This is a genomic window from Pseudomonas moraviensis, assembly GCF_900105805.1.
Lineage (GTDB): Bacteria > Pseudomonadota > Gammaproteobacteria > Pseudomonadales > Pseudomonadaceae > Aquipseudomonas > Aquipseudomonas moraviensis_A.
The window spans coordinates 1312358-1324926 of record NZ_LT629788.1 but is presented as its reverse complement, the minus strand read 5'-3'; the positions used below and the strand labels follow the sequence as shown (position 1 = coordinate 1324926).

General features: G+C 62.1%; 11 protein-coding genes and 1 riboswitch. Of the genes, 7 read left to right on the top strand and 4 right to left on the bottom strand.

What is annotated here, in order from left to right; genetic code table 11:
• The first annotated feature begins 1 nt into the window (after position 1).
• Both BLU71_RS06390 and BLU71_RS06385 read left to right on the top strand, forming a co-directional pair.
• Positions 2–811 (top strand): ABC transporter permease, encoded by an 810-nt coding sequence (locus BLU71_RS06390; protein WP_007918021.1) that lies wholly within the window; start codon positions 2–4, stop codon positions 809–811.
• A gap of 17 nt (positions 812–828) precedes the next feature.
• The gene (locus BLU71_RS06385; RefSeq protein ID WP_064363446.1) at positions 829–1983 is read left to right on the top strand and encodes an ABC transporter ATP-binding protein; all 1155 of its coding nucleotides are present in this window, start codon (positions 829–831) and stop codon (positions 1981–1983) included.
• A 201-nt stretch (positions 1984–2184) separates the two neighbouring features.
• On the opposite strand, the gene map is transcribed toward BLU71_RS06385, so the two are convergent.
• Both map and BLU71_RS06375 read right to left on the bottom strand, forming a co-directional pair.
• A complete protein-coding gene (gene map, locus BLU71_RS06380; protein WP_083352580.1) occupies positions 2185–2976 on the bottom strand; it encodes a type I methionyl aminopeptidase in 792 nt (263 codons plus the stop codon).
• Positions 2973–3200 carry a ParD-like family protein gene (locus BLU71_RS06375; RefSeq protein WP_003225727.1) on the bottom strand — a complete coding sequence of 76 codons (228 nt, stop codon included), beginning with the start codon at positions 3198–3200 and terminating at the stop codon, positions 2973–2975. Before BLU71_RS06375 ends, map begins: the two co-directional genes overlap by 4 nt.
• Before the next feature lie 115 nt (positions 3201–3315).
• A riboswitch (cobalamin riboswitch) is annotated at positions 3316–3510 on the top strand.
• Positions 3511–3650: 140 nt separating this feature from the next.
• Here BLU71_RS06375 and BLU71_RS06370 point away from each other — a divergent pair.
• The 3 genes from BLU71_RS06370 to BLU71_RS06360 are packed head-to-tail and all read left to right on the top strand — an operon-like array spanning position 3651 to position 6438.
• Entirely contained in the window at positions 3651–4664 is a 1014-nt protein-coding gene (locus BLU71_RS06370) for an ABC transporter substrate-binding protein (protein WP_083352579.1), read from the top strand.
• The gene (locus BLU71_RS06365) at positions 4661–5677 is read left to right on the top strand and encodes a FecCD family ABC transporter permease (protein WP_083352578.1); all 1017 of its coding nucleotides are present in this window, start codon (positions 4661–4663) and stop codon (positions 5675–5677) included. The genes BLU71_RS06370 and BLU71_RS06365 overlap by 4 nt, the downstream gene beginning before the upstream one ends.
• Positions 5674–6438, top strand: a complete 765-nt coding sequence (locus BLU71_RS06360) for an ABC transporter ATP-binding protein (protein ID WP_083352577.1) — start codon at positions 5674–5676, stop codon at positions 6436–6438. The genes BLU71_RS06365 and BLU71_RS06360 overlap by 4 nt, the downstream gene beginning before the upstream one ends.
• On the opposite strand, the gene BLU71_RS06355 is transcribed toward BLU71_RS06360, so the two are convergent.
• Together BLU71_RS06355 and metE are read right to left on the bottom strand one after the other, a co-directional pair.
• The gene (locus tag BLU71_RS06355; protein WP_083352576.1) at positions 6377–6928 is read right to left on the bottom strand and encodes a GNAT family N-acetyltransferase; all 552 of its coding nucleotides are present in this window, start codon (positions 6926–6928) and stop codon (positions 6377–6379) included. The two genes, BLU71_RS06360 and BLU71_RS06355, sit on opposite strands and share 62 nt — an antisense overlap.
• 186 nt (positions 6929–7114) lie before the next feature.
• Positions 7115–9403 (bottom strand): 5-methyltetrahydropteroyltriglutamate--homocysteine S-methyltransferase, encoded by a 2289-nt coding sequence (gene metE, locus BLU71_RS06350; protein WP_083352575.1) that lies wholly within the window; start codon positions 9401–9403, stop codon positions 7115–7117.
• A gap of 444 nt (positions 9404–9847) precedes the next feature.
• On the opposite strand from metE, the gene BLU71_RS06345 reads away from it, so the two are divergent.
• Positions 9848–11224, top strand: coding sequence for a pyridoxal-phosphate dependent enzyme (locus BLU71_RS06345; RefSeq protein WP_083352574.1), 1377 nt, complete (start codon positions 9848–9850; stop codon positions 11222–11224).
• Positions 11221–12393 (top strand): cystathionine gamma-synthase, encoded by a 1173-nt coding sequence (locus BLU71_RS06340; protein WP_083352573.1) that lies wholly within the window; start codon positions 11221–11223, stop codon positions 12391–12393. The genes BLU71_RS06345 and BLU71_RS06340 overlap by 4 nt, the downstream gene beginning before the upstream one ends.
• The last annotated feature ends 176 nt before the right edge of the window (positions 12394–12569 follow it).

Here is a 12569-nt window from a genome sequence, read left to right as displayed (position 1 = left end):
CATGCTCCTGACTCCCAATGCCATGAGCCGGCGCATGCGCTTCGGCTTGTATGCAACCACCGGGCTGATCGGTCTGTTCCTGCTGTTGCCGATCGTGTTCATCGTGCTGCTGTCGTTCGGCTCCTCGCAATGGCTGGTGTTCCCGCCACCGGGCTGGACGCTGAAATGGTACGGCCAGTTCTTCTCCAATCCCGACTGGATGAACGCCGCTGCCGCCAGTCTCAAGGTTGCCGTGCTGACCACCATTTGTGCCGTGGCCCTCGGTTTGCCGACGGCGTTTGCGCTGGTGCGTGGACGCTTTCCCGGACGCGAGATGTTGTACGGCCTGTTCACCCTGCCGATGATCGTGCCGCTGGTGATCATCGCGGTGGCGGTGTACGCGCTGTTTCTCAAGCTCGGCTACACCGGGACGATGTTCGCTTTCGTCGTCAGCCATGTGATCGTTGCGCTGCCGTTCACCATCATCTCGATCATCAACTCGCTGAAGCTGTTCGATCAGTCGATCGAAGACGCCGCAGTGATCTGCGGTGCCTCGCGCTTGCAGGCGGTGTTCAAGGTGACATTCCCGGCGATCCGTCCAGGCATGGTCGCCGGCGCCCTCTTCGCCTTTCTCGTTTCGTGGGACGAAGTGGTGCTCAGCGTAATGATGGCCAGTCCCACCCTGCAAACCCTTCCCGTGAAAATGTGGACCACCCTGCGCCAGGACCTGACCCCGGTGATCGCCGTCGCTTCGACGCTGCTGATCGGCTTGTCTGTTTTGGTCATGGTGATCGCCGCCGCCCTGCGCCGGCGCAACGAAATCAGCGCCTGAGCGCCCAGGAGTACGACATGAGTGCCGTGATCAAAGACGCATCCCAGCAGAACGACAAACCCCTGGTCAGCCTGCGCAACCTGAACAAGCACTACGGCGATTTTGCGGCCGTCGACAATATCTCGCTGGACATCAAGGACGGTGAATTCCTCACCTTCCTCGGCTCCAGCGGCTCGGGAAAAAGCACCACGCTGTCGATGCTCGCCGGCTTTGAAACACCGAGCAGCGGCGAGATCCTCGTCAATGGCCAGTCGCTGGTCAACGTGCCGCCGCACAAGCGCGACATCGGCATGGTCTTCCAGCGCTATTCGCTGTTCCCGCACCTGTCGGTGCGCGACAACATCGCCTTCCCATTAGCGATTCGCAAACTGGCAGCCGCCGAGCGCGAAAAACGCGTCGATGCAATGTTGAAACTGGTGCAGCTCGAACAGTTCGCCCATCGCCGCCCTTCGCAACTGTCCGGTGGTCAACAGCAACGTGTCGCCATCGCCCGGGCGCTGGTGTACGAGCCGCGCATTCTGCTGATGGACGAACCACTGGGCGCGCTGGACAAGAAGCTGCGCGAGGATTTGCAGGATGAACTGCGCCAGCTGCACCGCCGCCTGGGCATTACCATCGTCTACGTGACCCACGACCAGGAAGAAGCCATGCGTCTGTCGCAACGCATTGCGATTTTCAGCCACGGCAAGATCGTCGGTCTGGGCAGTGGTTATGACCTCTATCAGAATCCGCCGAATGCGTTTGTCGCGTCGTTTCTGGGTAACTCGAACTTCCTCAAGCTCAAGGCGCAAGGCAATGCGGCGGCAAGTTTCGAGGGGCAGTCGTTGTCGATTCGGCTGACGGCGGGCTTGCACACCGATCAGGATGTGCTGCTGATGGTGCGGCCGGAAAAGGCCTTGGCGCTGAGCACGCAGCAAGCGCTGGATGAGCCGCTGGCGGCGGGTTGGAATGAGGTTTCGGCGAACGTTGTAGAGGTGCTGTTTCTCGGTGAGAGCCAGACGTGCAGCGTGGTGACTGCGGGCGGGACGTCGATGACGGTGAAAGCCCTGTCGGCGGCGGGCATGCCGCTCAAGGCTGGCGACCCGGTGCGAGTGCGCTGGGCGACGGCGGATGCGTGCGTTTATACCGAATGGACCGAGAGCGATTTGAACAAGGCCGCAGGTGCCCACTGATTGCGCTGAGTCAGTTGGATCTACCCCCTCACCCCAGTCCTCTCCTCCAGGGGGGCGAGGGGGAAAGGGAGCCGATCTTCATGCTGTTCAAATGCAAGATCGACTCGGTATCGCACCTCGGCGTATCTCGCAACAACACCTCGGTCAGTCCCCTCTGCCTCTGGGAGAGGGCTAGGGTGAGGGCAAGCAGGCGACGCGGTCTCAGCCAATGGCCCGGTACCCTTCAATCTCATCCGGCCACGCCGTCAGCACTTCGAATCCGGTCTCCGTCACCGCGACCATATGCTCCCACTGCGCCGACAACGAGCCGTCCTTGGTCAGCACGGTCCAGCCGTCCGGCATGTTCTTCACATGGCGCTTGCCGGCATTGAGCATCGGTTCCACGGTAAAGATCATCCCGGCCTTGAGCTTCAGACCCTGACCGGGAAAACCGTAATGCAGGATCTGCGGCTCATCGTGATAGACCTTGCCGATGCCGTGACCGCAATACTCGCGGACCACGCTGAAGCCCTCCGCCTCCGCCAGGCGCTGGATCGCATGGCCGATATCGCCCAGCGTCGCGCCCGGTTTGACTGCGCGAATGCCTGCGCACATGGCCTCGTAGGTGGTCTTGATCAGGTGCTGCGCTTCGGCGGTCGCCTCACCCACCACGTACATGCGGCTGGTATCACCGAACCAGCCGTCCTTGATCACGGCGATGTCGAGGTTGACGATGTCGCCGTCCTTCAACGGCGTGCCCGACGGAATCCCGTGACACACCACATCGTTGACCGATGCACAGACGGTTTTCGGGAAACCGTGATAACCGACATTGGCCGGCACGGCTTTCTGCACATTGACGATGTAGTCGTTGCACAACCGGTCGAGCTCATCGGTGGTCACGCCGGCCTTCACATGCGGCACCAGCATCGCCAGCACTTCGGCAGCCAGTTTGCCGGCGGCGCGGGATTTTTCGATGTCGGCGGGTGTGTTGATCCTGATCTGGTTTCTCATGCGCTGACGGCTTCCTGGGTCAGTTGATGCAGATCCAGTCCGCCGTTCTGTTCGGCGCGGATCAGCAGGCGGCAAATGGCGCTGTGGTCGAGGTTGGGGTGCAGCTCGGCGAGCATGCCGATGCGCATCCAGTGCTCGGCCTGCGCGTTGATCGAGCGGCTGAGTGCGTTGCTGGAGATGCGCAGATTTTCGTGCATGTCCTCTGAAATCTTTACGATGCCCATATATGAATCCACTACGATATGTATATGGTTCGTATACTAGCCAAACATTGCCCAGGATTGCAAACGCTCCGGCATGGAAACACGGCAGATTCGGCTCCCCTTCATCGGCCTGATCGACTACCATGCCCGCGCCGGTTTCCACACGGAATTAATAGGGAATCCGAAATGCTTGCACAGCATCAATCGGAACTGCCCCCGCAACTGTAGGTGCCGAGCCTGCTCCTCGACTGCCACTGGGTAATCCCCGGGAAGGCCGGAGCATGGCGATGACGCATCAGTCAGGAGACCTGCCGGCACAGTGACTGACTAACCGGCGGGGTGTCCGGGAAGGACATCGTGCCGTGCGCTTTTTCACCATGCCGGCCTTGCGCAGTTTCCACGACCGCGCCCGAGGTGTGTTTCCAGACCGTACCCGCCCGCTTCCGTACGGTTCCCCCTGGAGACTGCCTCATGCTGCTGCCCCGCGTTGCCACTTTGCTCACCTCTCTGAGCCTCTGCGCCCTGGCGCAAGCGGCGCCGACTGCCTATCCGCTGACCGTGGAAAACTGCGGCAGCAGCCTTACTTTCCAGCACGCGCCCGCACGCACGGTGACCATCGGCCAGGCCGGCACCGAAATGCTCTATGCCTTGGGCCTGGGCGACGAGGTTGTCGGCACTTCGCTGTGGTTCAACGACGTGCTGGGCACATACAAAGCGCAGAACGACAGGATCGAGCGCCTCGCCGATAACGAACCGAGTTTCGAAGCGGTGATCGGCAAACGCCCGGAACTGGTCGCCGTCGAGCTGGAATGGATGGTCGGCCCGCAAGGCGCGGTCGGCACCCGTGAGCAGTTTCACGAGCTGAAGATTCCGACCTACCTGCTGCCCTCCGATTGCGAAGCCAAGGACAACCTCGTCGGTGCGGACGGCACGCGGCTGGCGCCGTTTCGCATCGACAGCATCTACAAAGGCGTGAGCCAACTGGCGGCGATTTTCGACGTGCAGGCGCGTGGCGAACAGCTCAATGAGCAGCTCAAAGCCAGCCTCGCACAATCGATCGCCACCGCGAAAAACCAGCAGGGCAAAGACGTCAGCGCTCTGGTGTGGTTCTCCAGCGCCGAGATGGACATCGAGCCGTTCGTGGCCGGGCACAAAGGTGTGCCCGATTTCATGCTCAGCACCCTCGGCGTGCGCAACATCGTCGAGTCGGATGAAGAATGGCCGACCGTCGGCTGGGAAACCATCGCCAAGGCCAACCCGACGTTTCTGGTCATCGCGCGCATGGATCGCCGGCGTTTCCCGGCTGACGACTACCAGAAGAAGCTCGCATTCCTGCGCAGTGATCCGGTGACGCGCAACATGGACGCGGTCAAGCACAACCGCATCATCATCCTCGACGCCATGGCCATGCAGGCCAGCCTGCGCACCTTCGATGGCCTCGCACAACTGGCCACCGCCATCAACGGCTACGACCTGTCGCAATGAGCAGACGCCTGATCCGTGCCCTGCTGGTTCTGTTGACGCTGTCGGTTGCGCTGATCGGTGGTGTGGCCATTGGTGAGACCTCCATCGAGCCGAGCGTGGTGCTGCAGGTGCTGGCGAACAAGCTGTGGGGCGCCGGTTATGTGCTCGACCCGATCGACGAAGGCATCGTCTGGAACTATCGCCTGACCCGCGCGCTGGTCGCGGCGGCCTGCGGTGCCGGCCTGGCGACATGCGGGGTGATCCTGCAATCGCTGCTGCGCAATCCGTTGGCCGATCCGTATCTGCTGGGGATTTCCGCAGGTGCCTCGACCGGCGCGGTGATGGTCGCCCTGCTCGGCGTCGGCGCCGGAGCGATCTCGCTGTCGGCCGGTGCCTTCGCCGGTGCGGTGACCGCGTTCGTGCTGGTGATTCTGTTGGCGCGGGTCAGCGGCTCGGCCAGCGGCACCGGGCAGATCATTCTTGCCGGGATTGCCGGCTCGCAGCTGTTCAACGCCCTCACCGCTTTTCTGATCACCCGCTCGGCCAGCTCCGAACAAGCGCGCGGCATCATGTTCTGGCTGCTGGGCAATCTCGGTGGTGTGCGCTGGCCGTCGGTGTGGCTGGCAGTGCCGGTGGCTGTGTTGGGGTTGGTCGTTTGCCTGTGGCATCGCCGGGCGCTGGATGCGTTCACCTTTGGCGCGGATTCGGCGGCGTCTCTCGGCATTCCAGTACGACGTGTGCAGGTTCTGTTGATTGGCTGCGCCGCGCTGGTGACGGCGGTGATGGTGTCGATTGTCGGCTCGATCGGCTTTGTCGGTCTGGTGATTCCCCACGCCGCGCGGTTGTTGCTCGGCACCGGTCATGCCCGTCTGCTGCCGGCCAGTGCGCTGGGCGGTGCGGTGTTTCTGATTGCCGCCGATGTGCTGTCGCGCACCCTGATCAAGGGTCAGGTGATTCCGGTCGGCGTGATCACCGCGCTGGTGGGCGCACCGGTGTTCGCGCTGATTCTGGTGGGTCGGAGATCGGCGCGATGAACACGGTTCTGAGTTGTGCTGGTTTGGGCTTCAAGGTGCGTGGTGCCGAGTTGCTCAACGGTGTCAGTCTCGATGTTCAGCGTGGTGAAACCCTCGGTATCGTTGGCCCGAACGGCTCCGGCAAATCCACTTTGCTGAAACTGCTCGCCGGCCTGCGTGAACCGAGCACAGGCCAAGTGCAGCTCGACGGCCAGGCGCTTTGCAAGTTGTCCCGGCGCAGCATCGCGCAAACGCTCGCGGTGGTTGAACAGCAGGCCGATACCGATGATGGCATTCGCGTGTTCGACGCCGTCGCGCTGGGGCGTACGCCATGGTTGTCGGCGCTGCAACCGTGGTCGCCGGCCGATGCCGCCATTGTCGAGCAAGCGCTGGTCGACGTTGACGCCGTGCACCTGCGCAACCGCCTCTGGCGCAGCCTCTCCGGCGGTGAACGCCAGCGCGTGCACATCGCCCGCGCCTTGGCGCAGCGCCCGCAGATTCTGCTGCTCGACGAGCCGGCCAACCACCTCGACATCCAGCATCAATTGAGCATTCTGCAAGTGGTGCGCACTCTGCCGGTGACTACACTGATCGCCCTGCACGATCTCAATCAGGCGCTTAAATGCGATCGCCTGGCGGTGCTGGAACGCGGGCGGCTGGTGGCGCTCGGCGAACCGCTGCACGTGCTGACGCCGGAGCGCTTACAGACGACCTTCGGGGTCAGGGCGCACTACCTGACGGATCCGTTCGATGGCGCGCAGATATTGCGTTTTCATTCATGAACGATTGCATGTGCGTGGTCTGCCAGACCGGGTCCTTGTCGACCTGAGCAATGGCAAAACCCTGGCGCTGCCAGAACTCGATGGCGCCCGGCAGAAACGGATGGGTGTGCAGGTAGATCAGCTCCACGCCGTTGGCTAGCGCGTGTTCCTTCAACGCCCGATACAGCGCACCAGCGAGTCCTGATCGGCGCTGCGAAGGCAGGACGAACAGGCGCACGACTTCCACCACTTTCAGGCCGGGATACACCAGTTGCGGGAAGCGTCGGTCATACGGCAGATAGCCGATCGAGGCGACGATCTGCCCTTCCTGACGAGCGATCAGAAAGCAGCCTGCGCCATGCAGATAAACCTCGGCGAAACGCGCCAGATCGTCAGGCGTGCCGGAGGCGCTGAGTTTGGGAAACAGCTCGGCGCGGGCCTTGAGGGTAAAATCGAGGATGGCCGGGATGGCGGCTTCAGAGGCGGCTTGAATGACTGGCTGCGGGTCCATGAGTGCGGGAGGTACCTGGGTTGCGGTGGGTCACGGTAACAATTGCGAGCCTGCCGTGCCATCCGGAATCACACACCCCCTGTAGGAGTGAGCCTGCTCGCGATAGCGGTGGGTCAGTCGCTTATGTGTTGAATGACACTCCGCTATCGCGAGCAGGCTCACTCCTACAGGGAACTGCGTTGGCTACTATGCCCACTCTTTGCGCAGCTGCCGCGCGGCCGTGACCATGTGCACCAACGCCGCTTCGGTCTCTGGCCAGCCTCGGGTTTTCAAGCCGCAATCCGGGTTGACCCACAGGCGCTCAGCCGGAATGCGCCGGGCAGCTTTGCGCAGCAGCCCGACCATCTCCGCCACATCGGGAATGCGTGGCGAGTGAATGTCGTAGACGCCCGGGCCGATGTCGTTCGGGTGGGCGAATGCTTCAAACGCTTCGAGCAGTTCCATGTCCGAACGCGAGGTTTCGATGGTGATGACATCGGCGTCCATCGCCGCGATCGACTCGATCACATCGTTGAACTCGCTGTAGCACATGTGCGTATGGATCTGCGTCTCGTCGCGCACCCCGGAGGCGCACAGGCGGAACGCTTCGCTCGCCCAGTGCAGATACGCCTGCCACTGCGCCCGGCGCAACGGCAAGCCCTCACGGAACGCCGCTTCGTCGATTTGCACGATGTTGATTCCGGCGGCTTCCAGATCATTGACTTCATCACGGATTGCCAGCGCCAGTTGTCGTGCCTGGACCTCACGGCTGACGTCCTCGCGCGGGAACGACCACATGAGCATGGTCACCGGACCGGTCAGCATGCCTTTCATGACTTTGTCGGTCAGACTCTGGGCGTAGCGGATCCACGCGACCGTCATTGCTCGCGGGCGGCTCAGGTCGCCGAAAATCACCGCCGGTTTCACGCAACGCGAACCGTAGCTCTGCACCCAGCCGAAGCGGGTAAAAGCGTAGCCATCGAGTTGTTCGGCGAAATACTCGACCATGTCGTTCCGCTCGGCTTCACCGTGCACCAGCACATCCAGCCCGAGGCGCTCCTGAATCTCCACCGCGTGGCGAATTTCGCTGTGCATGGCGTCGGTGTAATCCGCCGCGCTGAGCTTGCCCTGCTTGTAGCCCTGACGCGCCAGACGAATCGCCGCCGTTTGCGGAAACGAACCAATGGTGGTGGTCGGGAACAGCGGCAGATCAAGCTTGCGCCGCTGTTTGACAATGCGCTGGGCAAACGGCGATTGCCGTTGCGCATCGCCGGCCGTGATCGCCGCTACCCGTGCCTGCACCGCCGGTTTGTGAATGCGCGGCGAGGCGGCGCGACTGGTCTGCACCGCACGGCTCTGCGCCAACGCGCGCAGCACCTGGGGTGCTTCCGGCTCGCTGACAGCCTGGGCGAGCACGGCGACCTCTTCGCACTTCTGCACGGCAAACGCCAGCCAGCTTTTCAGTTCGGCATCGAGCTGGTCTTCACGACTCAGGTCCACCGGGCTGTGCAGCAACGAGCAGGACGGCGCCACCCACAAACGATCTCCCAGACGCTCATGGGCATGCCGCAGCGTCGCCAGCGCGTTGTGCAGATCGCAGCGCCAGACGTTACGACCATTGACCACACCGAGAGACAGCACTTTATAGGCCGGCAGACGATCCAGAATGGTCGGGTACTGATCCGGCGCGCGCACCAGATCGATGTGCAGGCCATCGACCGGCAGGTTCGCTGCCAGACCGAGGTTTTCTTCCAGACCACCGAAGTAGGTGGCGAGCAGTTTTTTCAGCGGATCGCGCTGGATCTGGTTGTAGGCGCGCTCGAAGGCATTCTTCCAGTTTTGCGGTAGATCAAGCACCAGAATCGGCTCATCGATCTGCACCCATTCCACGCCCAGTGCCGCCAGCCGCGCAAAGATCTGCCCGTACAGCGGCAGCAGGCGATCAAGCAACTCGAGCTTGTCGAAATCGGTGCCTTTGGTTTTGCCCAGCCACAGATAGGTCAGCGGGCCAATGATCACCGGTTTGACGTTGTGCCCCAGCGCGCGGGCTTCTTCGGTTTCTTCAAACAGCTGCTCCCAACCCAGCTGGAATTGCTGGTCGGCGCTGAATTCCGGGACGAGGTAGTGATAGTTGGTGTCGAACCACTTGGTCATCTCCTGGGCGTGAGCGCCGCCGCAGCAAGCGTTGCTGACACCGCGAGCCATGCTGAAGAGGGTTTGCAGGGGGGCTTTGCCATCGTGCGGGCGGAAGCGCTCGGGGATCACGCCGAACATCAGCGAGTGGGTCAGCACCTGGTCGTACCAGGCGAAATCGCCGACTGGCAGCAAGTCGATGCCGGCGTTTTTCTGCAGGTCCCAATGGGCCTTGCGCAGGTCACGCCCGACGTCACGCAGGCCCGCCTCGTTCAGTTCTCCTTTCCAGAACGCCTCTTGCGCTTTCTTCAGTTCGCGGTCGCGACCGATGCGCGGAAATCCAAGGGAATGGGCCAGTGCCATGAGAACAACTCCAGGTGCTTATTCGATGGCGGCCATTGTCAGGAACGAGGCTTGATGAAACAAACTCAATTTATTCTAGATCATCACAAGTTCTACTCATGCACAGACGCCCCTGTAGGAGCTGCCGAAGGCTGCGATCTTTGGACCGTAGGGACGCAGAGCGTCCCCGGTTGCATTCCCACGCAGAGCGTGGGAACGATCATAACTGCGACGCCCAGATCAAGCTTTTGTCGCGGCGAAGACGCCCTTTGAATACTGGATGACGCCTCGCTGTAAACACGTTCGAACTGTTCCGGCAGCTTGGCAAATTCGTTCTATCGTTAGATCCAAATGGCTGGATTTCTCAAGGATTAAAGGTTGCGAGGGAAGATGTCTGCGCCTAAGTTGCACGCGAGTCTTTTCCCCGCGATCGGAACGCGATCAACACCATAAAGAGGTGAAGAAATGTCGAAGGAATCACGCCCTGCCGTGCTTGGGCTGATAGGCAATACTCCGCTGGTTCGGGTCACCCGTTTTGATACCGGACCGTGCACGCTGTTTCTCAAACTCGAATCGCAGAATCCCGGCGGCTCGATCAAGGACCGCATCGGTCTGGCGATGATCGACGCCGCTGAACGTGACGGCCGCCTGCAACCGGGCGGCACGATTGTCGAGGCCACTGCCGGCAACACCGGTCTCGGTCTGGCGCTGGTTGGCCGTGCCAAAGGCTATCGTGTGGTGCTGGTGGTGCCGGACAAGATGTCCACCGAGAAAGTCCTGCACTTGAAGGCCATGGGTGCCGAAGTGCACATCACTCGCTCCGACGTCGGCAAGGGTCATCCCGAGTATTACCAGGACGTCGCCGCGCGTTTGGCCAAGGATATTCCCGGGGCGTTTTTTGCCGACCAGTTCAATAATCCCGCCAACCCGCTGGCCCATGAATGCAGCACCGCGCCGGAGATCTGGGCGCAGACCGAACATGATCTGGACGCCATCGTTGTCGGCGTCGGTTCGGCCGGGACGCTGACCGGGTTGAGTCGTTTCTTCAAACGTGTGCAGCCGAATCTGGAAATGGTGTTGGCGGATCCGGTCGGTTCGGTCATGGCCCAATACAGCCGCGACGGCAGCCTGCCAACCCCCGGCTCGTGGGCGGTCGAGGGCATCGGCGAAGACTTCATTCCATCGATCACCGACCTGTCCAGCGTGCGCCATGCCTACTCGATCAGCGACGAAGAAAGCTTCGATCACGCCCGCCAGTTGCTCAAGGCCGAAGGCATTCTCGGTGGCTCTTCGACCGGCACCCTGTTCGCCGCCGCGCTGCGCTATTGCCGCGAACAGACCGAGCCGAAACGCGTGGTCAGTTTTGTCTGCGACACCGGCACGCGTTACCTGTCGAAGGTCTACAACGACCAGTGGATGACCGATCAGGGCTTGTTGCAACGCAAGGGCTACGGCGATTTGCGCGACTTGATCGCCCGGCGTTTCGAGGACGGCCGGGTGATCAGCGTCGGCCCTGACGATACCCTGCTCACCGCGTTCCAGCGCATGCGTCTGGCGGATGTTTCGCAACTGCCGGTGCTGGTCGAAGGCAAGCAGCTGGTGGGCGTGATCGATGAGTCCGACATCCTTCTCGGCGTGCACGAAGACGCCGCGCGCTTCAGCCAGTCGGTGTCCAGCGTGATGACCGACAAACTGCAAACCCTTGCGCCGGCCGCGACCCTGGCCGAGCTGGAAGCGGTGCTCAGCCGTGGCCTCGTTGCGATCATCGCCGACGCCTCCGGCTTCCATGGCCTGATCACCCGCACCGACATGCTCAACCAATTACGGAGATCCCTTGCATGAGTCAGCACGACGATAAATCCCAAGGCTTCGCCACCCGGGTGATCCACGCCGGGCAGGAGCCGGACCCGACCACCGGCGCGCTGATGCCGCCGATCTATGCCAACTCCACTTACCTGCAAGACAGCCCCGGCGTGCACAAGGGCTTCGATTACGGCCGCTCGCACAACCCGACGCGCTTCGCCCTGGAACGCTGTGTCGCCGACCTCGAAGGCGGCACCCGCGCATTCGCCTTCGCCTCAGGGCTGGCGGCGATTTCCACGGTGCTGGAATTGCTCGATGCCGGCTCGCACATCGTTTCCGGCAATGATCTTTACGGTGGCACGTTCCGCCTGTTCGACAAGGTTCGCCAGCGCAGCGCCGGGCATCGTTTCAGCTTCGTCGATCTGGCCGACCTGTCGGCGTTCGAAGCCTCGCTGCAGGACGACACGCGCATGGTCATGGTCGAAACCCCGACCAACCCGCTGCTGAGTCTGTCGGACCTGGCCGCAATCGCGCGCATCTGCCGCGCTCGCGGGATCATCTGCGTCGCCGACAACACCTTTGCCAGCCCGTACATCCAGCGTCCGCTGGAGTTGGGCTTCGACATCGTGCTGCACTCGACCACCAAATACCTCAACGGCCACTCCGACGTGATCGGCGGCATTGCCGTGGTCGGGCAGAACGCCGAGCTGGCGGAAAAACTCGGTTTTCTGCAGAACGCCGTCGGCGCGATTTCCGGGCCGTTCGATGCGTTCCTGACCTTGCGCGGGGTGAAAACCCTGGCGCTGCGCATGGAGCGCCATTGCAGCAATGCCCTGGACCTGGCGCAGTGGCTCGAGCAGCAACCGCAGGTCAAGCGCGTCTACTATCCGGGCCTGACGTCGCATCCGCAGCATGAACTGGCCAAGCGCCAGATGCGCGGTTTTGGCGGGATGATTTCCGTCGATCTGAACAGCGACCTGGCCGGTGCACGGCGGTTTTTGGAAAACGTGAAGATCTTTGCGTTGGCCGAAAGCCTCGGTGGCGTGGAAAGCCTGATCGAGCATCCGGCGATCATGACCCACGCGACGATTCCGCCGGAAACCCGCGCGAAGCTGGGGATTGGCGATGGGCTGGTGCGGTTGTCGGTCGGGGTTGAAGACGTCGAAGACCTGCGCGCCGACCTGGCACAGGCACTGGCGAGCATATAAGAAGCCACGCACAACGAAGCCCGCGCAATGCGGGCTTCGTCTTTTTTGTCCGTCGATCTGCCCGCCGTGGCAGTTCCCGAGGCCGATCCTATACTCAATCGGCTCGATCAAAATTATCTCGACACCCGCACGCCGTTCGGTGTGCCCGTGCCTTTCGCCAACCAGGTAAAACCCAA